The following is a 19,201-nucleotide window of genomic DNA, read 5'->3' on the forward strand; positions in this document are numbered from 1 at the left end:
GCGCCGGACCCCGAAGAGCCCGGCGCCGCCGTCGTACGCTGTAGTGCGGGCAGCCGCCTACCTGAGGTGGTCCACCAACTGGTCCGCGATGCCCGTGTACTTGCCCGGGGTGAGCGCCAGCAGGCGCGCCTCGGCCTCGGGCGAGAGGCCCAGGCCCTGGACGAATTCCTGCATGCGGGCCGCGTCCACGCGCTGGCCGCGGGTCAGGTCCTTGAGGCGCTCGTACGGGTTCTCCATGCCTTCGACGCCGGCAATCGCCTCGGCGCGCATGACCATCTGGATCGCCTCGCCCAGCACTTCCCAGTTGGTATCCAGGTCCCCGGCCAGGACGTCTTCCGCAACGTCCAGCCGCTCCAGGCCCTTGGCCACGTTGGAGATGGCCAGCAGGGAGTGGCCGAACGCCACGCCGATGTTGCGTTGGCTGGAGGAGTCCGTGAGGTCGCGCTGCCAGCGGGAGGTGACCAGGGTGGAACCCAGCACGTCCAGCAGGCCGGAGGAGATTTCCAGGTTGGCTTCGGCGTTCTCGAAGCGGATGGGGTTCACCTTGTGCGGCATGGTGGAAGAACCCGTGGCGCCCGCCACCGGGATCTGCGCGAAGTAGCCGATGGAAATGTAGCTCCAGATGTCCGTGCAGACGTTGTGCAGGATGCGGTTGAAGCGCGCCACGTCTGCATAGAGCTCAGCCTGCCAGTCGTGGCTTTCGATCTGGGTGGTCAGCGGGTTCCAGGTGAGCCCGAGGCCCTCGACGAAGGACTTCGAAACCTGCTGCCAGTCGGCTGTGGGGACCGATGCGACGTGCGCGGCGTAGGTTCCGGTGGCGCCGTTGATCTTGCCCAGGTACTCAGTCCTGGCGATCCGGTCCAGCTGGCGGTTCAGCCGGTGCGCGACGACGGCCAGTTCCTTGCCCAGCGTGGTGGGCGTGGCGGGCTGGCCGTGGGTGCGGGAAAGCATCGGGACTGAACGGTTGTCCTCCGCCATCTTGCTGATCTGGGCCACGAGACTGCGGGCTGCCGGAAGCCACACGTCCTCCACAGCCCCCTTGACGCCCAGTGCGTAGGACAGGTTGTTGATGTCCTCGGAGGTGCAGCCGAAGTGGACCATGGCGGTCAGATTTTCGATGCCGATGCCCGGAAGTCGCCTGCCGATGTAGTACTCCACGGCCTTCACGTCGTGGACCGTCACGGCCTCAATTTCGGCGAGTTCGGCCACGGATGCGGCGTCGAATTCGGTGACGATCGCACGCAGCTGCTCCTGCTGTTCCGCGCTCAGGGGTCCGGCGCCGGGAAGGACGTTGTTGCTGGTCAGGTGGATGAGCCACTCGACCTCGACGGCCACGCGGTCCCGGTTCAGGGCGGCCTCGGACAGGTAATCGACCAGCGGCGCCACGGCGGCCTGGTAACGGCCGTCCAGCGGGCCCAGCGCGATTTGTTCCGGGGACGCGGCGAGGGCCAGGCGTCCTGAGGGCGTACGGGTGTCGGTGGCGGCAGTTTGAGGCATGTGCTGATTCTTTCATGAACTCCCGCGGCCCTCTAAGCCCGGCAGCTGCGTTACTTGGCCGCTGGCCGGTTATCCACATAGCCGACGACGGCGCTTACCACTGTTCCGGGGCTTGCCTAGGGTGGTGCCCGGGAACGCAGTAAAGGGGGAAGTGATGGGCAACGACCTGCTGGAGGGCATCGGGAGTGAAGTTCCGCGGGCGCTGGAACGCGCGGCGGAACTGGAGCAGCTGGCGCGCCGCCTGGACGTGTGTGCCGGCAGGGTGGCGGAGGTATTGCGGCGGTGCGCGGACGTGCAGCTGTACAACTGGCGGTCTCCTGCGGGCAACGCGTACCGGGAAAGAGCGGCCGGTCATGCCGCGGTGCTGCGCGGCTCGTTGAACGGGCTTGCGGAGGCGGGAATTGCCCTCAGGTCCCGCGCCCGTGAAGAGCCGGAGGGAACGGCCGGTTCCCCGCTCCGGTTGCGCTGATGAGGGCATCGGATCCCGGGGACGACTCCCTTCGGATCTATGGGCCGGCCCGGGATGGCAGCCTGGTGGTCAGGGGCGGAACCAGCGGCATCACCGTCCAGTTGGAGGAACTGACGGACGGCGCGGAAAAGCTGGATGTCCTCGCTGCGGAGCTGCTGGCCGTGCGGGACGAGACGGGGCGGATCCTGCAGGAATTCTGCTGGCTGGAGCGCCTTCCGTCATGGTCGCTGTTGCCCGCCGCGCAGGCAATGCGCGGGGCGCAGGGGCACATAGGCCGCGCTGCGGCTGACATGGCGGGCACCAGCGGGCGGATCAGGGACTGTATCCGGGACTACCGGTTCGCCGAAATGGCAACTGAATCGCGTCGCGTGCTGGGGTTCCTCACCCTTGATGAGGTGTGGCTGGGCCTGAAGAACGCCGCTGTAACCCTGAGACCGGACCGGGACGGCATGGACCGGTCTCCGGCCGCGTGGCTTCCCGCGGGGGCGGCAGGACTCGTCTCGGAGTGGACGCAGGCGGCAGGCGGCGCCCCTCCGGTCTGGCTCTCCCGGCCCATCGAGCTGCGGAAGGCCGAGACCGTTCCCATCCAGCTCGATGCCACTCCGGCAGGCCTCCTGGCACGGATCCGCGCCATCGAGGCGCGGGGTGCCGGCTACATCGAAATCATCGAGGTACAGAACGGGGGCCGGAAGGCATTCGTTGTGGTGGTGCCGGGGACCCAGTCGCTCGCCGTCGGCCAGGAAAATCCTTTTGATCTCGGCGGCATCCATGAATCCATGGCCTGGGACTCCGGCCACGTCACGGCTGCCACCCTGCAGGCCCTGCGGGCCGCCGGCGCGCAGGAGGGTGATCCGGTTGCCGTGGTGGGCTACAGCCAGGGCGGGATCCATGCCATGAACTTCGCGGCGGACCCCGAGGTCCTGAAGGAGTTTGACGTCCGCTACGTCCTTACGGCTGGCTCGCCGGTAGGGCGGATCCAGCCGGGCGCCGGGGTGGAGTCACTGCACCTGGAGCACCAGGCGGACGGAGTGCCCGGAGGGGAGGGGGCCGTCAACCCGGATACCGGCCGCCGCGTGACGGTCACGCTGACCAATGACGTGTCAGCCTATGAGCGGGGTGCGCTGGGGCCGGGCCACGCATTGGCCAACTACGAAGACGGCGCCCGGGCAGTGTCCAACAGCGCAGATCCTGCACTTGCGGCCTCCTCCGCCGTGCTCACCGGTGTCCTGGGTGCAGGAGGCACGGCAACGGCGACGCGGTTTTCCCTGACCAGGACGCACCTGCAGACCGGAAAACCGTTCCGTGCCTTCTCTCCCCAAGTGCACCGCTCAGGTGCCGGCGGCGGCTCAGGTGTCAGCGGCGGCCTGCACCAGCAAGCCGCCCGGTCACCAGGGAGATCAGGGTGATGATGATGGCCGCCAGCACAGCGGTCCAGAAAAAGGAGTCAATGGTGAACTTCACCGGTGTGTAGCTGCTGATCCAGGCCGTCAGGTAGAGCATGGCCGCGTTGATCACGATGGTGAACAGGCCGAGGGTGAGGATGGTGATGGGAAGTGCCAGGAAGCTCACCAGGGGTCGGACGAGGGCGTTGACCACTCCGAAGATCGCCCCGATGAACAGGTAGGCCAGAACCACACCCGTGGTCTCACTTCCCTGGGTAACCCCGGTCTTTGCCACGGCTTCCGAGGCGGCGGAGGTGGTGATGTCCAGTCCCGGCAGCAGCCAGCTGGCAACCCAGAGGGCGGCAGCGTTGATGATGACCCGAAGGATGATGCGCATGCTCTAATGCTGTCACAGGCCGTGGGAGGCAGCGGTGAAACCACCGCTGCCTCCCACGGTCTGCCTAGCGCATCAGTCCGTTGGGCTTCTGTGCCACCACGACATCGGCCACGATGGGCAGGTGATCTGATGCTGCGGTGTTGATCACTTCAGCGAAGCGGGGTTCGATTTCCCCTTCGCTGAGGATGTAGTCGATACGGCGGGTGGGGTTCTCCACCGGCATCGTGTAGTCACCGCCTTGGCCGAGAGCTGCGAAGACGTCATTGAAACGCGTCATGAGCTGCTGCATTTCGACCGACTCCGGGACCGCGTTGAGGTCTCCCACCAGCAGTGAGGGCCTGCGGGATTCGGCGGCGATCGCCATCATCTCTTTGACCTGCAGCTGACGCTGTTCGCTGCGTCGGTGGTCAAGGTGGGTGTTGTAGAAGTTAACGTGGTTGCCTGCGACGTTGATGACCGTCTCAAGGAGCCCCCGCTGCTCCGTCGGTTTCTCCGCGTATTGGATGTTGGTGAGCAGGTGGTTCTCCGAGCTGAGGATCGGGTACGTGCTGAGGACTGCCGTTCCATACTGGCGGCGCTCGGTCCGTCCCGGCTCCGGATCCAGATCGAGGTTGGCCGCAAACACGTAGTGCATGTCGAGCCGGTCAGCCAACCATGCAGCCTGGTCCACGTAGTCGCTGCGGGCTGACCAGTGGCGGTCCACTTCCTGAAGACCGACAAGCTGGGCTCCCGTGGACTCGATTTCCTGTGCGATCCGCTCCAGGTCAAGGACGTCTTCGCCGCTGGCACCGTGGTGGATGTTGTAGGACATGACGCGGATCCCGCTCGATCCGGTCGTCGTGACGTCGTCTCCGGCGCGTGCCGGCGCATAGGTGGCCAGCACGCCGGCGACCGCCAGCGCGGCGGCGGTGAGAGCCGCGGCAAGTTTTCGCATCATCATTGTGGTGTCTTTCGTGTTGGTCCTCGTGGGGGTGCCAGTCCATCAGCGCATTGTGACGCCGTGGCAAAAATTCGGTGAACCGCACCGGGCCCCGCGGAAGATGATTGCCGGGAAGTAGGCTAGGTCCCATGACCCCTACTGATGCCCTGGCCGGCGGTATCCCGCCCCGCCCTGTGGTGAACAGACTGCCCCGGTATGCGGCCGGCAAGCCGCCCGTCGCCGTCGACGGACTGGCCAGTTACAAACTGTCCTCCAACGAAAACCCGCTGCCGCCGCTCCCCGCCGTTGTGGACGCGATCGCACGGCAGACCGATTTCAACAGGTACCCGGACCCGCTCAGCAGCCGGCTCCGCGCCACGCTGGCCGAGTTCCTGAACGTCCCTGCCGACGACATCGTCACCGGTGCCGGCAGCCTGGGCGCCTTGAACCAAATTCTGGCCACCTTTGCCGGACAGAACGATGACGGCAAGGCAGACGAAGTCATCTACGCCTGGCGGTCCTTCGAGGCCTACCCCATCAGCGTCGGCCTGGCCGGCGCCGAGAGCGTCCGCATTCCCGTCACCGCCGACGGCCGCCACGACCTCGACGCCATGGCCGCCGCTGTCAGCGCACGGACCAAGGTGATCCTGCTTTGCACCCCGAACAACCCCACGGGCCCAGCCCTGACCACAGTGGAAACAGAGCGCTTCATCCGCTCCGTCCCCGCGAACGTTGTGGTGGTGATCGATGAGGCCTACCAGGAATTCGTCCGCGCTGAAGACGCCGTGGACGGCATCGCCCTCTACCGCAAATACCCCAACGTGGTGGTGCTCCGGACGTTCTCCAAAGCACACGGCCTGGCAGGGCTGCGGGTGGGCTACAGCGTGTCCGGTCCGGAACTCACCCAGCACCTGCGGGTGGCCGCCACGCCCTTTGCCGTGTCGCAGATCGCCGAAAAAGCCGCCATGGTTTCGGTGCAGAACTATGACCAGGTTGTAGAAAGGGTACAAACCCTAGTGGACGAACGCTCCCGGGTCATGGCCGGATTGCGCGATCTCGGCTGGCGCGTCCCGGACGCGCAGGGCAACTTTGTGTGGTTGGAGCTGGGTGGGGAAAGCTCCCGCTTTGCGGAGCTAGCCGGGGAACGCGCGCTCTCCGTACGGGCCTTTCCAGGGGAGGGTGTGCGGGTCAGCATCGGCGAGCCGGAGGCGAACACCCGTTTCCTCGACCTCTGTGCGGACTATACAAAGGCATCGGAGCGTTCCTAGCGCTTAACAAGTAGCCCTGCCGCTGGGTGCTGACGATAAAGTTAGGATCAGTAAGCCAATGTATATGCCGCGCGCGGAATGTATTCCCCGCGCGGCATATATCCCAGCTATATTGCGGTCCATCCGGACGCGGCAAGCGAGGAGACGGTATGGGCACACATCTGCCTGCCACCGAGTTCGACGGTACAGCGGTAGACGACCAGCGTGAGGCTGACGCGGAAGCCGTAATGGGTGAGCCCCCGGTCAAGATGGTCCAGTTGCTGACCGCCGACGGAAAGCTCGGTCATGATCCCGTCTACAGCCCCTATGCTCAGAAGCTGAAGCCCGAGGCGCTCCGCGGCCTGTACGCGGACATGGCGTCCATCCGCCGGTTCGACGTGGAGGCCACAGCGCTGCAGCGCCAGGGCCAGCTGGCCCTCTGGGTGCCGCTGACCGGCCAGGAGGCCGCGCAGATTGGTTCCGGCCGGGCCAGCCAGCCGCAGGACTACATCTTCCCCACCTACCGCGAACACGGCGTTGCGCTGACGCGAAACGTGGACCTGGCTGAGCTCCTGCGCCAGTTCCGCGGTGTTTCCAATGGCGGCTGGAACCCCAAGGACACGAACTTCCACCTGTACACCCTGGTCCTGGCAGCCCAGACCCTCCACGCCGTGGGCTACGCCATGGGTATCCAGCGGGACCGCAAGCTGGCGGCTGCCAGCGGGCAGGAAGCCCCGGACGCGGCCGTGATCGCCTACTTCGGTGACGGCGCCAGCTCCGAGGGCGACGTGCATGAATCCATGGTCTTCGCCTCTTCCTACAACGCGCCCGTGGTCTTCTTCTGCCAGAACAACCACTGGGCCATCTCCGTCCCCACGAACGTCCAGACGAAGGTTCCGCTGTCCGACCGTGCCAAGGGCTACGGCTTCCCGGGCATCCGGGTGGACGGAAACGATGTCATCGCCGTGCACGCGGTCACCGAATGGGCGCTGGAGCACGCCCGCCAGGGCAAAGGCCCCGTGCTGATCGAGGCGTTCACCTACCGCGTGGGCGCCCACACCACGGCGGATGACCCCACCAAATACCGCGAATCGGCGGAAGAGGACGCCTGGCGCGCCAAGGACCCGCTGAAGCGGCTGGAGAGGTACCTCCGGGCCGAGGGGCTGGCCGATGATGCGTTCTTCGACCAGGTGAAGGCCGACGGCGATGAGCTCGCCGCCTACGTCCGGCGCACCACCCATGACCTGGAAACCCCGGATATCCGGTCCGCCTTCGCCAACACCTATGCCGAGGCGCACCCGCTGGTGGCCGAGGAACTGGCCTGGTTTGAAAACTACACCGCCGGTTTCGCCGAGGACGGGGCCGGCGAAACAGCAGCGAAGGCAGGCCACTGATGACCACCATGACCATTGCCAAGGCCATCAACGAGGGCCTTCGCGCCACGCTGGCCAGCAATCCCAAGTCCCTCCTGATGGGCGAGGACATCGGTCCGCTGGGCGGTGTCTACCGTGTCACGGACGGGCTGATCGGTGAATTCGGCCCGGACCGGGTGGTGGACACCCCGCTGGCGGAATCCGGCATCATCGGCACAGCGATCGGCTTGGCGCTGCGCGGCTATAACCCGGTATGCGAGATCCAGTTCGATGGCTTCGTCTTCCCCGGGTTCAACCAGATCACCACGCAGCTGGCCAAGATGCACGCCCGCAGCAACGGCAACCTTACCGTTCCCGTGGTGATCCGCATTCCCTACGGCGGCGGCATCGGTTCGGTGGAGCACCACTCCGAATCGCCCGAGGCGCTCTTCGCCCACACCGCCGGGCTGCGCATCATCACCCCGTCCAACCCGCACGACGCCTACTGGATGATCCAGCAGGCCGTCGCCTGCCAGGACCCGGTCATCGTCTTCGAGCCCAAGCGCCGCTACTGGCTGAAGGGCGAGGTGGACACAGAAGCTCCGGGCCCGTCCGCGGATCCCTTCCAGGCACACGTCCTCCGCACTGGCACCGACGCCACCATCGTGGCCTACGGCCCGCTGGTTCCCGTCGCGCTGGCCGCCGCCAACGCCGCCCAAGAGGACGGCCGCAGCGTGGAGGTCATCGATCTCCGTTCCATCTCGCCGATCGACTTCGACACCGTGACCGCCTCGGTACAAAAGACCGGTCGTCTGATCATTGCCCACGAGGCACCCACCTTCGGCGGCATCGGCGGCGAGATCGCGGCCCGCATCAGCGAGCGGGCCTTCCATTCGCTGGAGGCGCCCGTCATCCGCGTCGGCGGCTTCCACATGCCGTACCCCGTGGCCAAGGTGGAGGAAGACTACCTTCCGGACATCGACCGCATCCTCGAGGCGCTGGACCGCGCCCTCGCGTACTGATTCCTGCCCAACCCGAGGACACCATGACACTGAACAAGTTCAACCTTCCGGACGTCGGCGAGGGCCTCACGGAGGCGGAGATCGTCTCGTGGAAGGTCAAGCCGGGCGACGCCGTGGCCGTCAATGACGTCCTGTGCGAGATCGAAACCGCCAAGTCCCTGGTGGAACTGCCGTCGCCGTTCGCCGGAACCGTCAGCGAACTGCTGGTGCCGGAGGGCGTTACGGTGGACGTCGGGACAGCCATCATCAGCGTCAGTGACGATATCGCGGGGGACCCCACCCCGGCCGATGTGCGCGCCCCCGAAAAGCCGGTGCAGCCGGTGTACGGCACCCTTCCGGCACCGGGCGCGGACAGCCCGGCAGGCGGTCCGCTGGTGGGCTCCGGTCCCAAGGCCGACGCCGTCAAGCGCCGCCCGCGCAAGGCGCAGCCTTCCGCCGCGGTGACGGTAAACGCCCCGGAGGTGGAGCCCATCCAGCCCCGCACGGCTGCCGACGTGTCCGCGAACCTCGCCGCCGCCGTCGTCGACCCCCGTCCCACCCTGGGCGGCACCATCACGGGCCTGGTCAGCAAAGTCCTGGCCAAGCCACCCGTGCGCAAGATCGCCCGGGATCTGGGTATCGACCTGGCGGACGTGGTGGCAACCGGCTCACGCGGCGAGGTCACCCGGGAGGACCTGGTGAGCTACCAGGCCCAGCGCGACGCCGAACTGGACAAAGCGGACGGCTTCTGGGGCGCAGCAGGCAAGCCGCAGGAGCAGCGAATCGAACGGGTTCCGGTCAAGGGCGTCCGGAAGGCTACGGCGAAGGCGATGGTGGACTCCGCCTTCTCTGCCCCGCACGTCAGCATCTTCGTTGATGTGGACGCCAGCCGGACCATGGAATTCGTCAAGCGGCTCAAGGCATCGCGGGACTTCGAAGGCATCCGCGTCTCGCCGCTGCTCATTCTGGCCAAGGCGGTCATCTGGGCGGCGGCCCGGAACCCGAGCGTCAACGCCAGTTGGGTGGACAACGCTGACGGTAGCGCCGAGATCCAGGTGAAGCACTTCATGAACCTTGGCATCGCAGCGGCGACCCCGCGCGGGCTGATGGTGCCCAACATCAAGAACGCCCAGGATCTGTCCCTGAAGGAACTGGCCCTGGCGCTCAACAACCTGGCCACCACCGCCCGGGCCGGCAAGACCCAGCCTGCGGAGATGCAGGGCGGGACGCTGACCATCACCAACATCGGCGCCCTGGGCATCGACACCGGCACCCCGATCATCAACCCGGGCGAGGTGGCCATCGTGGCCTTCGGCACCATCAAGCAGAAGCCGTGGGTCCTGGACGGCGAAGTGATTCCCCGCTGGATCACCACCCTGGGCGGCTCCTTTGACCACCGCGTGGTGGACGGCGACCTGTCCGCCCGGTTCATGGCCGATGTTGCCGCGATCCTCGAAGAGCCCGCGCTCCTGCTGGACTAGGAGCCCCGGCCTACGGCAGCGCCCGCCGGTCCGTGATGGACTGGCGGGCGCCGGTGTCGCGAAGGCCTGCTGGGGGCGGTCCTACTTGACGGTTGCCTCGTAGGTCAGGATCTCCGTGCCGTTGACCTCGTCGCCGTCGTCGGGTGCCACCTTCATGGTGAGCCGGTCACCGTCAGCAGTCATCTTGAACGGGTTGCGCGTCGCAACGTGGCCTGCGCTGGACCACTGCTGGAACGGGATATCGCGGATCACCGTACGGGTCTTGAGGTCGGTCAGGGCAATACCGCCCAGCTCATACTTTGCTTCGGTGCCGCCGGCGGACGGGGTCTGGGGCAGGTTGGCGATGCCCGAGCACAGCATCTTGGAGTTCGGCACGTACTGGCAGTCCTGGTAATCGATGAAGTTATTCGGGTTCTCCCAGCTTGCCAGTTCCTTGCCGTGCAGGTTCCATTCGGCAAACCGGCGCGAGCCCCAGGTGTTGCCCACCAGATGGCCTGTCTGCTTGTCCATGACGATGCCGCCGAAGTGGTCCTTCACCTCGAACTGCTTCTGGACGTCCAGGCTTTCGGCGTTCACCTTGTAGATGAGGGTGCTGCTGTTCGGGCGGTACTGCGAGACGGGCACCCAGACGTTGGTTCCATCGAAGTCGATGCCGCCGGGGTGGTACATGTCGCCTTCGCCCAGGATGATGTCCTGCTGCAGGTTGCCCTGCTTGTCCATGACGAACAGGTGGCCGACGCCCTTGCCGGCGGTACGGTCGTAGCCGTCCTGTGGGGTTGGGTACTTGACGGTGGGCTCGGTGATTTCCACGGAGGAGAGGAAGATGCGGTCTTCGGTGAAGGCGATGCCTTCTGTGTGGAACGTGGGGAAATCCAGCTTCAGCTTGCCGGTCTGCTCCCAGACGGTGCTGCGGTCAACCCGGGCAAAGGCATCAGCCAGTGCCGTGTCCGCCGTGTGGTGGTTGGTGGCCCTGACAGCCTGGTTGGAGGCGGTTGCCTGGCTGGATCCGTCTGCCTGGGGGCTGACGAATGCGCCGGCGATGGTGGAGCCGGCCAGCACCAGCGTGGCCGCGGTGGTGAGGATGCCTTGGATACGGGGGATGCTCATGGGGGAGCCTCTCAGGATTGTGTCTCTGCAGATGCCCTCCGGAACCTACCCCCTTCCGGTGAACCCAAGGCGGATCCCTGATTAACAGCCAGGGTGAAGGGAGCCTTAGAACGGCGGGTAGGCGGAAAGGATCTCCAGGCTGGCCGTCTCGCCCAGCGCGCTGCCGATGACGACGGCGGCGCCCACCATCAGGGCGGCAAACGCGGCTGCCGCTCCGCTCATCGCAGCCAGCAGTTTCCAGTCTTCGCGCAGGAGGCTGTCCACGCCCAGTGGAAGGTCCAGGTCCGGGGCGATCACGTTGGGGGCGCTGTCAAGGGTGCCGTCGTCGAGCAGGGCCACCACCCTGCCGTTGGGGCGGTCCACGCGCATGGAGCAGATGTGGTTGCCATGGCGGGCCAGGAGGATGTCGTGGCCGACGAGCTGGCGGCGCTGGAGGGTGAGCATGGAAAAACCCCTTCGGGTGGGCGGAAACGGGATGTCCGCGCCGTTGGGGGCTCACTCCATTTTATCGCCGTGCGGAGGGCGCCAGTGGCCGTTTAGGGCGTGAGAACAGACACCCTCCGGCAGGAACGCAGGAGGGTGTCTGTCGAAGGAGTGCTGTCCGCCGTTGGTGCTAGTCGGCGTCGTACGTGTTGGCGATGTACACGTCGCAGTGGGCGTTGTGCGCAACGCTGTTGGCAACGCTGCCCAGGACGCGGCCGATGCCGTGCATCCGGCGGTTACCCACCACGATGATGCGCGCGTCCATGCGCAGAGCCTCCTTGATGAGGGCGTCGGCCGGGCGGCCGCGGGCGGAGGAGTAGGTCACCTTGACGTCCCGGCCCAGCGACTCCGCGACGGTGCGGGCCACGTGCTCGGCGGCATCTGCGTCGGAGACGATCCAGCGGTCGCTGCCGCTGCCGAAGATCTCAGTGCGGTCGCTGTCGAAGGCCGAGACGACGTGCAGCGACGCTCCCAGGGCTGCTGCGAGGTCCCTGGCGGACTCGGCTGCCTTCTTCGCCGTGGCGCTGCCGTCCACGCCTACAACGATGGTTCCGCTCATGTGTGTGCTCCTTTGCTCATGTCATACGCGATGTGTGAGGCCAACGCTACAGCGCGGCAATGGCTTCCCGTAGTACCGGCGCCAGGCGCCGCACGCCCTCGGTGATGGACTCGGCGGGCACAGCGCTGAAAGCGAGGCGCAATTTGTTGGACGGCTCGTCCGAGGGCGTGAAGGCGGCTCCCGGGATAAACACCACTCCGGCGTCGATCGCCTTTTGCAGCAACGGGTAGGTGTCGAGCCCTTCGGGCAGTGTGACCCAGACGAAGAATCCGCCCTCGGGGCTGGTCCAGCTGGTGCCGGCGGGCATGTGCTCCGCCAGGGCTGCGAGCATGGCCCGGCACCGCTCGGCGTAAAGCCCGCGGTACGTCTCGATCTGTCCGCGCCAGTCGAAGTCCCGGAGGTATGCCGAGACGAGCATCTGGTTGAACGCCGGCGGGCAAAGAGTGACGGCTTCGGCGGCAAGGTAATACCGGCGCTGCAGGTGCTCCGGCACCAGTGCCCATCCGATCCGCAGGCCCGGGGCGAAAATCTTGGAAAACGAGCCCATGTAGATAACGTCGTCAGGGTTCGCAGCCCGCAGCGGCGCGATCGGCTCCCCGTCAAAGCGCAGCAGGCCGTACGGGTTGTCCTCCAGAATGAGAATATTCGCTTTGCGACATATGTCGACGATCTGCTGCCGCCGTTCCTTCGCCAGCGTGATCCCCGACGGGTTGTTGAAGTTGGGGATGGTGTACAGGAACTTCACGTTCTTGCCCGCCAGCTGCAGGGCCGCGATCCTGGCCTCCAGGAGTTCAGGCACCAGTCCCGATTCGTCCATCTCCACGGTCTCCACCCGGACCTGGTACGCCTCGAAGGTGTTCAGGGCGCCGACGTAGGTGGGGTCTTCTACCAGGACCACGTCCCCCGGGTTGCAGAAGACCTTGGTGGCGATGTCTTGGGCCGACTGGGAGCCCGCGGTGATGACCACGTTCTCCGGGCGGGCGTCGAGGATGCCCTCCGCAGTCATCACCTCGCAGATTTGGCTGCGCAGCTCGGCAGTACCCTGCCCCGCGCCATACTGCAGCGCGGTGAGGCCATCTCCGGCGATGATCTCCGCCGCAGTCGCGGCCAGGCGGTCCAGCGGAAGTGACTGGAGGTAGGGGCTCCCCCCGGCCAATGACACCAGACCCGGACGCATGGAGATGTCGAAGACGTCGCGGACGGCGGACTGGCGGATGTTTGCGGCGCGCTCCGAGAAGAGTTCCTCGTGGCGGTGGGCGGAGGTGGCCGCCCTCTCGATGGCATCAATTGCTTCGGCTGGCAGCGTCCCTGCTGCGGCGTCGATTGTTTCGTGGCTCACATCATTAGGATACAGCCTGTTGTTGTCAAAAAGGCAACAGGTGTTGAGTAATGATTCACAAACGGCGCGGATAAACCCGGGCACAACAATGCCCGGCGCGGTCGCGCCGGGCACCGCTGTTCGTTTGTTAAGCGGCTGCGCGCTCGGCGGCCAGGGTGTCGAAAATGCCCTTGATCTGCTCCACGACTTCGGCGTCATCCTTGGGGTGAACCTCCGCGAAGCGGACCATGGAGCCGGGAACGGCGAGCTTAACGTCCTCCAGGACTTCGGCGCCGGCGATGCCGACAGCCTTGCGGGCCTCATCCTGGGCCCACACGCCGCCGTACTGGCCAAAGGCGGTTCCAACAACGGCAGTCGGCTTGCCGGCGAGGGCGCCGGCGCCGAACGGGCGGGACAGCCAGTCGATGGCGTTCTTCAGGGACGCCGGGACGGTGCCATTGTGCTCGGGGGTCACCAGCAGCAGGGTGTCGGCAGCGTCGGCAGCGGCGCGGAGTGCTGCAGCCGCAGCCGGGACCTGGCCCTCGACGTCGATGTCCTCGTTGTAGAAGGGAATGTTGCCCAGGCTTTCGTGGATGACCACATCAACGTGCTCCGGGGCGTTGAGCTGGATAGCCTCGGCCAGCTTCTGGTTGGTGGACTCGGCGCGCAGGCTGCCGACGAGGGTCAGGACGGTGCTCTTCGTCATAGGAACTCCTGGTTTTGTATCGGGGGATATTCCGGGCTGAACGCGGTAGGCGTCCACCGCCGGTCTTCATTAGAGTAAACGGACCATAGTCCGTTTTCTATTCCCGCCCCCATACACTGGATCTTGTGAGATCCATCCCACTCAGGTCCGGCATAGCTCCCGGCGCGGTGCCGGAGCGCAGCGACGCCGCCCGGAACAGGGCGCGCCTGCTCGGTGCTGCCCGTGAGCTTATCGAGCAGGGCGGCACGGCCTGCCTCACCATGGACCGGCTCGCCAGGCATGCGGGCGTGGGCAAGGGAACCGTCTTCCGCCGGTTCGGCAGCCGCTCAGGCCTGATGCTCGCACTCCTGGACGAATCGGAGTCCGCCTTCCAGGCGCGCTTCATGTTCGGCCCTCCCCCCTTGGGACCGGGCGCCCCGCCGATGGAGCGGCTCATTGCCTACGGGACGGAGCGGATCCGGTACGTGGTGGAGTTTGGCGACCTGGTGGTGGCCGCGGAGGCGGCGTCGCCCGGCCGGTTCGAGGTCCCGGCCGCCGTCCTCGGCCAGCGGCACATTCGAATGCTGCTGGAGCAGGCAGGGTTTGACCACGAACCGTGGCTCATGGCCGGCGCCCTGAGTGCCACGTTGGACCCGGAGCGCATCCTGGGCCTTGTCCAGCGTGACAGCGTCAGCCGCACCCGCCTTGCCGCGTCGTGGACCGACCTTGTCACACGGGTCCTCGCCGGAGCTTAGCTGATGCACTTTTCCGGACGTTCGTCCAGTCACATCGACTTCACAAATTTATTCATAACGATCTGGTCCAGACGGGTCGTTTTACCTGCAACGGCATGCGGTTTGCGCTCTTCGTTGTGATACTTTCCTCTCAATGTGACCCGCGACATAGTCCATCAGGGCTGGCCTTACTGGCGGCGGGAGGCCGGCTACCCGCTGGTGAAAGGCCCGGCGCGACGCCACGAACGTCCCGGCCTGGAAGATTCGGAAGGATTCATGCTCAGGTACCTCGCTAAACGCGGCATCACCTATCTCTTCATGATCTTCCTGACGACGTCCGCCGGATACTTCCTGGCGGTCAGCTCGCTCAAGCCTGCCCTGCTGGAGCAGGAGCGCATTCCCCGCCCCAGCCCTGAGCAGGTTGCCAATTCCATGCGGCTCAAAGGCCTGGACCCCGAACTGAGTCCCTGGGAGCGGTACGTCGAATGGTTGACTGCCATCGTGACCCGCTGGGACTGGGGCCGCAGCCCCAACGGCGCCTTCATCAACGCCGAGTTCGGTGACCGCGTGTGGATCTCCACCCGGCTCTTTCTCGCTTCCATCATCCTCACCCTGGTGATCGGCGTTGCCCTGGGCGTCTACTCGGCCGCGCGTCAATACAAACTGCAGGACCGGGTCATTACGTCGTACAGCTACCTCGCATACATCGTGCCCGCGCCAATTGCCTACTTCCTCGTGCAGTTGGGCGCCATCAACATCAATGAGGGCGTGGGCCAGCGGATCTTCTTCGTCACGGGAATTTCCACCCCCGGCATGGCGCCGGGCTGGGGCCAGTTCCTGGACATGCTGGGCCACTATGTGGTGCCCACTGTGGCCATCACCCTGGTGGGCTGGGGCGCCTACCAGATCGCCCAGCGCCAGTACCTCCTGGACAACGTCAACGCCGATTTTGTCCGGACCGCCCGCGCCAAGGGCCTCACCCGGAACCAGGCCATCACCCGGCATGCCCTGCGGGTATCCTTCATTCCGGTGGCCCAGAGCATCGCCTTCACCATTCCCGCGATCTTTGCCGGCGGTTTCTTCGCCGAGAAGATTTTCGCCTGGCCGGGCGTCGGCTCCTGGAGCATCGACGCCATCGCGCTCCAGGACGTCAACGCCGCCACGGCCACCCTGGCCTACGGCTCCGTCATCTTCGCGCTGGGGGCAATCCTGGCCGACTTCGCCACCACCCTGGTGGACCCGAGAGTGCGGGTGCAGTAACCATGACCAACCTGAACGCCGTTGACCCGGCAGCCGTGGCGCAGGACGCGCACCTGGAAAGCGCCGACGTCGTTATTGGAAAGTCCACCATCATTTTCCGGAGGTTCCTCCGGAACCGCACCGCAGTGGCCGGACTCGCCATCTTCCTGGCCCTGACCATCTTCTCCCTGGTCGGTGGCTACTTCACGCCGTGGGACAAGGAGACCATCGACCCTTTCAATATCGGCATGCCCCCGTCCGGAGACCACTACCTGGGCACCTCCCAGGCGGGCATCGACCTCTACGCCATGACCGTCGAAGGTACCCGGATCTCCATCCTGATCGGTTTGGTGGTGGGCCTGGTGTCCGTCCTGGTGGCTGCCGTCTACGGCTGCACCATGGCGTATTTTGGCGGCAAGGTGGACAAGGTCATGCTCTTTGTCCTCGAGGCCCTGATCATGATGCCCGCCCTGCTTGTGGTGGCGGTGGCCACCAGCGGCGGCGGGGAAGGGCTCAAGCGTGAGCTGCCGTCCTGGCTCCTGCTGACCGTCGTGCTGCTCGTCTTCAGCTGGATGGGTACGGCAAGGCTTATCCGATCGCTCTCCATGTCCCTCATGCAGCGCGATTTCGTCAAGGCCGCCCAGTACATGGGCGTCCCGCCCCGCCGGATCGTCTGGCGGCACCTGGTTCCGAACATCGGCTCGCTCCTGGTCCTGGACATCACCCGCGGCGTCACCGGCGCCATCCTTGCCGAGGTGGCCTTCTCCTTTATCGGCATCGGGATCAAGCTGCCGGATGTAAGCCTCGGCGTCCTCATCGGCGGGGCCACGTCCCAGGTGCAGACCTTTCCCTGGATGTTTTGGGTGCCGCTGACCGTGATGTTCCTGCTGACCGGTTCCCTGGCCATGATGAACGACGGGCTGCGGGACGCCTTCGATCCGAGCAGCAGTTCCACCGGCCGGGCCAGGAAGCGCCGGCCGCGGAAGTCCCCGGCGGGCCGCAGTACAGCAACCCCCAACGTGGAGAAGATGGCACCATGAGCAGCGAGATCACCACCGGCCCGCTTGAACCCGCCGCTGCAACGGTGGAGCAGCGACTCCAGGCAGCCGGACTCCGCGCCGCGCCGGCCAGCCTGGCCGCCGCCACCGACGCCGTCCTGTCCGTCCGGGGCCTGAACGTCAGCTTCAACTCGGAGAACGGTGTGGTCCATGCAGTCCGCGGCGTGGATTTCGACCTGATGCCGGGCAAGACGCTCGGCATCGTGGGGGAGTCCGGATCCGGCAAGTCCGTTACGTCCCTGGCCGTGATGGGCCTGCTGCCACCCACTGCTGATGTCACCGGCTCCGTTCGGCTCAACGGCAAGGAACTGCTGGGACTCAGTGACAAGGCCATGTGCGCCTATCGCGGCAACGAACTGGCGATGGTCTTCCAGGACCCGCTGTCCTCCCTGACGCCGGTCTATACCGTGGGCACCCAGATCATCGAGGCGCTCACTGTCCACAACCCCGGCATGACCGGGAAGGCCAAAGAAGCCCGCGCCGTCGAACTCCTGGCCATGGTGGGTATTCCCAGCCCGCGGAACCGGCTCAAGGCATTTCCGCACGAATTCTCCGGCGGCATGCGTCAGCGGGTGATGATTGCCATTGCCATAGCCAACAATCCGCGGGTCCTCATTGCCGATGAACCCACCACCGCGCTGGACGTGACCATCCAGGCGCAGGTGTTGGAAGTTCTGCACACGGCGCAGGAGGAGACCGGGGCCGCCGTCGTCATGATCACCCACGACCTGGGCGTGGTGGCGGGCATGGCGGACGACATCATGGTGATGTACGCGGGCAAACCCGTCGAAACCGGGCCCGTGGACGAGCTCTACTACAACCCGCGCATGCCGTACACCATGGGGCTGCTCGGCGCCGTTCCCCGCGTCGACGTGGCGGAAAAGGCATCGCTGGTCCCCATCGATGGAATGCCGCCCAACCTCATCCATGAACCCACCGGATGCTCCTTCGCACCCCGCTGCCCCCTGGCGTCGGAGCCGTGCCTGCAGGGTGAACCGCCACTGGGGGCAGTCACCGGCGACGGGTTGCACCTCGCCGCGTGCGTCAAGTCCGAAGCGCTGGGTGGAGGGGCTGATGTCCATGACATTTTTGCCGCGCCGCCGGTCCCGGTCTCCAGGTTCGACGCCATACCGCGTGGCGAACGGTCCACCGTGCTGCAGCTGACGGACGTCCGCAAGCACTTCCCGCTCACCAAGGGCGCGCTCATGAAGCGGCGAATCGGCACGGTGAAGGCCGTGGATGGAGTGAGCTTCGACATCCGCGAGGGCGAGTGCTTCTCCATCGTGGGTGAATCGGGGTCCGGCAAGACCACCACGCTGCTGGAAATCATGGAATTCCACAAGGACCAGGACGGCGAAGTGGTGATCGGCGGCATCAGCAACCGAAAGGCAGTTGACGCCCGGACCAAGAGCGCCATGCGCCGGGAACTGCAGATGGTTTTCCAGGACCCCACCGGAGCGCTGGACCCGCGGTTCACCGTCTACGAGGTTCTCGCCGAGCCGCTGCAGAACGCAGGCATGGACCGCAAAGCCGTCCGTGCCCGCATCATGGAACTGATGAAGCTGGTGGGCCTTCAGCCGGACCACGTGAACCGTTTCCCCAACCAGTTTTCGGGCGGCCAGCGCCAGCGCATTGGCTTTGCCCGCGCGCTGGCGGTCAACCCCAAGCTCGTGGTCCTGGACGAGCCCGTTTCCGCACTGGATGTGTCCGTGCAGGCCGGCGTCATCAATCTTCTGGACAAGTTGCGGGCCGAGTTGGGACTCAGCTATCTGCTGGTCGCACACGATCTTTCGGTAGTGCGGCACATCTCCAACCGGGTGGCTGTCATGTACCTGGGCAAGATCGTGGAAATCGGCGAGGTGGACCGGGTCTTCGACAACCCGCGGCACCCCTACACGCGGGCGCTCCTCTCCGCGATCCCGGTCCCGGATCCGCAGGTGGAACGCACAAGGGAGCGGATCATCCTGCGGGGCGACCTGCCGTCCCCGCTCGATGCGCCCAAGGGCTGCAATTTCGCCACCCGCTGCCCCATATACGCGGCGCTGCCGGCGGCCAAGCAGGAGCAGTGCCGCACTTTGGAGCCGCCCCTTGAACCTGCGGGGTCCTCAGCAGCTGCCCGGGCCCTTGAGGGAACGCCGGAAAGGCGGGTTGACCAGCGGTTCGCTTGCTTCTTCCCCGACGGCGAAATCGACGGCGACATGCTGGTGAGCCATGGCGATGCAGGACATACTGCGTCCTAGGATTCTCTCGATACTTCACTCGCTTCACACCCT

Annotated in this window: 18 protein-coding genes; 10 read left to right on the forward strand and 8 right to left on the reverse strand. The window is 65.9% G+C overall.

Going from position 1 to position 19,201, the window contains the following annotated elements:
• Window positions 1-57: 57 nt before the first annotated feature.
• On the reverse strand, window positions 58-1,497 hold the full coding sequence (gene purB / locus ACIQC0_RS11390; protein WP_400535002.1) for an adenylosuccinate lyase: 1,440 nt from the start codon (window positions 1,495-1,497) through the stop codon (window positions 58-60).
• A gap of 154 nt (window positions 1,498-1,651) precedes the next feature.
• Between purB and ACIQC0_RS11395 the strand changes: the two genes are divergently transcribed.
• Entirely contained in the window at window positions 1,652-1,966 is a 315-nt protein-coding gene (locus ACIQC0_RS11395) for a hypothetical protein (protein ID WP_377216268.1), read from the forward strand.
• Window positions 1,966-3,372, forward strand: coding sequence for a hypothetical protein (locus ACIQC0_RS11400; RefSeq protein ID WP_377216267.1), 1,407 nt, complete (start codon window positions 1,966-1,968; stop codon window positions 3,370-3,372). Before ACIQC0_RS11395 ends, ACIQC0_RS11400 begins: the two co-directional genes overlap by 1 nt.
• Here ACIQC0_RS11400 and ACIQC0_RS11405 read toward each other — a convergent pair.
• On the reverse strand, window positions 3,320-3,745 hold the full coding sequence (locus ACIQC0_RS11405; RefSeq protein WP_377216266.1) for a phage holin family protein: 426 nt from the start codon (window positions 3,743-3,745) through the stop codon (window positions 3,320-3,322). The genes ACIQC0_RS11400 and ACIQC0_RS11405 overlap by 53 nt on opposite strands.
• A 64-nt stretch (window positions 3,746-3,809) precedes the next feature.
• Window positions 3,810-4,685, reverse strand: a complete 876-nt coding sequence (locus tag ACIQC0_RS11410; protein ID WP_377216265.1) for an endonuclease/exonuclease/phosphatase family protein — start codon at window positions 4,683-4,685, stop codon at window positions 3,810-3,812.
• A 128-nt stretch (window positions 4,686-4,813) separates the two neighbouring features.
• Between ACIQC0_RS11410 and ACIQC0_RS11415 the strand changes: the two genes are divergently transcribed.
• The 4 genes from ACIQC0_RS11415 (at window position 4,814) to ACIQC0_RS11430 (ending at window position 9,745) form a co-directional block, all read left to right on the forward strand.
• A complete protein-coding gene (locus ACIQC0_RS11415; protein ID WP_400535005.1) occupies window positions 4,814-5,932 on the forward strand; it encodes a histidinol-phosphate transaminase in 1,119 nt (372 codons plus the stop codon).
• Window positions 5,933-6,081: 149 nt separating this feature from the next.
• A complete protein-coding gene (gene pdhA / locus ACIQC0_RS11420) occupies window positions 6,082-7,305 on the forward strand; it encodes a pyruvate dehydrogenase (acetyl-transferring) E1 component subunit alpha (protein ID WP_377216263.1) in 1,224 nt (407 codons plus the stop codon).
• Window positions 7,305-8,285, forward strand: coding sequence for an alpha-ketoacid dehydrogenase subunit beta (locus tag ACIQC0_RS11425; RefSeq protein WP_377216262.1), 981 nt, complete (start codon window positions 7,305-7,307; stop codon window positions 8,283-8,285). Before pdhA ends, ACIQC0_RS11425 begins: the two co-directional genes overlap by 1 nt.
• 23 nt (window positions 8,286-8,308) lie before the next feature.
• Window positions 8,309-9,745: a dihydrolipoamide acetyltransferase family protein gene (locus tag ACIQC0_RS11430; RefSeq protein ID WP_400535008.1), complete on the forward strand. Its 1,437-nt coding sequence runs from the start codon at window positions 8,309-8,311 to the stop codon at window positions 9,743-9,745.
• A gap of 81 nt (window positions 9,746-9,826) precedes the next feature.
• On the opposite strand, the gene ACIQC0_RS11435 is transcribed toward ACIQC0_RS11430, so the two are convergent.
• From ACIQC0_RS11435 to ACIQC0_RS11455, 5 genes are all read right to left on the reverse strand, one after another.
• Window positions 9,827-10,852, reverse strand: coding sequence for a DUF6454 family protein (locus ACIQC0_RS11435; RefSeq protein WP_400535010.1), 1,026 nt, complete (start codon window positions 10,850-10,852; stop codon window positions 9,827-9,829).
• A gap of 105 nt (window positions 10,853-10,957) precedes the next feature.
• Complete coding sequence (locus ACIQC0_RS11440; RefSeq protein WP_400535012.1) at window positions 10,958-11,296, reverse strand: hypothetical protein; 339 nt, start codon at window positions 11,294-11,296, stop codon at window positions 10,958-10,960.
• 169 nt (window positions 11,297-11,465) lie between these two features.
• On the reverse strand, window positions 11,466-11,894 hold the full coding sequence (locus ACIQC0_RS11445) for a universal stress protein (protein WP_377216259.1): 429 nt from the start codon (window positions 11,892-11,894) through the stop codon (window positions 11,466-11,468).
• Window positions 11,895-11,940: 46 nt separating this feature from the next.
• Complete coding sequence (locus tag ACIQC0_RS11450) at window positions 11,941-13,233, reverse strand: PLP-dependent aminotransferase family protein (protein WP_400535014.1); 1,293 nt, start codon at window positions 13,231-13,233, stop codon at window positions 11,941-11,943.
• A 127-nt stretch (window positions 13,234-13,360) separates the two neighbouring features.
• Complete coding sequence (locus ACIQC0_RS11455) at window positions 13,361-13,918, reverse strand: NAD(P)H-dependent oxidoreductase (RefSeq protein WP_377216257.1); 558 nt, start codon at window positions 13,916-13,918, stop codon at window positions 13,361-13,363.
• 125 nt (window positions 13,919-14,043) lie between these two features.
• Here ACIQC0_RS11455 and ACIQC0_RS11460 point away from each other — a divergent pair, with 125 nt between their 5' ends.
• From ACIQC0_RS11460 to ACIQC0_RS11475, 4 genes are all read left to right on the forward strand, one after another.
• Window positions 14,044-14,652 (forward strand): TetR/AcrR family transcriptional regulator, encoded by a 609-nt coding sequence (locus ACIQC0_RS11460; protein ID WP_377216256.1) that lies wholly within the window; start codon window positions 14,044-14,046, stop codon window positions 14,650-14,652.
• 255 nt (window positions 14,653-14,907) lie between these two features.
• The gene (locus ACIQC0_RS11465; RefSeq protein WP_377216400.1) at window positions 14,908-15,891 is read left to right on the forward strand and encodes an ABC transporter permease; all 984 of its coding nucleotides are present in this window, start codon (window positions 14,908-14,910) and stop codon (window positions 15,889-15,891) included.
• Window positions 15,892-15,893: 2 nt separating this feature from the next.
• Window positions 15,894-16,910: an ABC transporter permease gene (locus ACIQC0_RS11470; protein WP_377216255.1), complete on the forward strand. Its 1,017-nt coding sequence runs from the start codon at window positions 15,894-15,896 to the stop codon at window positions 16,908-16,910.
• Window positions 16,907-19,168, forward strand: coding sequence for a dipeptide ABC transporter ATP-binding protein (locus ACIQC0_RS11475; RefSeq protein ID WP_400535017.1), 2,262 nt, complete (start codon window positions 16,907-16,909; stop codon window positions 19,166-19,168). The genes ACIQC0_RS11470 and ACIQC0_RS11475 overlap by 4 nt, the downstream gene beginning before the upstream one ends.
• Window positions 19,169-19,201: the final 33 nt, after the last annotated feature.

Source organism: Pseudarthrobacter sp. NPDC092419 (assembly GCF_044755045.1).
Classification (GTDB): domain Bacteria; phylum Actinomycetota; class Actinomycetes; order Actinomycetales; family Micrococcaceae; genus Arthrobacter.

Excerpts from the sequence above, each read along its gene's own strand:
- purB (WP_400535002.1), bottom strand. The coding sequence starts at position 1,497 with ATGCCTCAAACTGCCGCCACCGACACCCGTACGCCCTCAGGACGCCTG.
- ACIQC0_RS11400 (WP_377216267.1), top strand. The coding sequence starts at position 1,966 with ATGAGGGCATCGGATCCCGGGGACGACTCCCTTCGGATCTATGGGCCG.
- ACIQC0_RS11440 (WP_400535012.1), bottom strand. The coding sequence starts at position 11,296 with ATGCTCACCCTCCAGCGCCGCCAGCTCGTCGGCCACGACATCCTCCTG.
- ACIQC0_RS11405 (WP_377216266.1), bottom strand. The coding sequence starts at position 3,745 with ATGCGCATCATCCTTCGGGTCATCATCAACGCTGCCGCCCTCTGGGTT.
- ACIQC0_RS11455 (WP_377216257.1), bottom strand. The coding sequence starts at position 13,918 with ATGACGAAGAGCACCGTCCTGACCCTCGTCGGCAGCCTGCGCGCCGAG.
- ACIQC0_RS11465 (WP_377216400.1), top strand. The coding sequence starts at position 14,908 with ATGCTCAGGTACCTCGCTAAACGCGGCATCACCTATCTCTTCATGATC.
- ACIQC0_RS11445 (WP_377216259.1), bottom strand. The coding sequence starts at position 11,894 with ATGAGCGGAACCATCGTTGTAGGCGTGGACGGCAGCGCCACGGCGAAG.
- ACIQC0_RS11415 (WP_400535005.1), top strand. The coding sequence starts at position 4,814 with ATGACCCCTACTGATGCCCTGGCCGGCGGTATCCCGCCCCGCCCTGTG.
- pdhA (WP_377216263.1), top strand. The coding sequence starts at position 6,082 with ATGGGCACACATCTGCCTGCCACCGAGTTCGACGGTACAGCGGTAGAC.
- ACIQC0_RS11475 (WP_400535017.1), top strand. The coding sequence starts at position 16,907 with ATGAGCAGCGAGATCACCACCGGCCCGCTTGAACCCGCCGCTGCAACG.
- ACIQC0_RS11425 (WP_377216262.1), top strand. The coding sequence starts at position 7,305 with ATGACCACCATGACCATTGCCAAGGCCATCAACGAGGGCCTTCGCGCC.
- ACIQC0_RS11410 (WP_377216265.1), bottom strand. The coding sequence starts at position 4,685 with ATGATGATGCGAAAACTTGCCGCGGCTCTCACCGCCGCCGCGCTGGCG.
- ACIQC0_RS11430 (WP_400535008.1), top strand. The coding sequence starts at position 8,309 with ATGACACTGAACAAGTTCAACCTTCCGGACGTCGGCGAGGGCCTCACG.
- ACIQC0_RS11435 (WP_400535010.1), bottom strand. The coding sequence starts at position 10,852 with ATGAGCATCCCCCGTATCCAAGGCATCCTCACCACCGCGGCCACGCTG.
- ACIQC0_RS11395 (WP_377216268.1), top strand. The coding sequence starts at position 1,652 with ATGGGCAACGACCTGCTGGAGGGCATCGGGAGTGAAGTTCCGCGGGCG.
- ACIQC0_RS11470 (WP_377216255.1), top strand. The coding sequence starts at position 15,894 with ATGACCAACCTGAACGCCGTTGACCCGGCAGCCGTGGCGCAGGACGCG.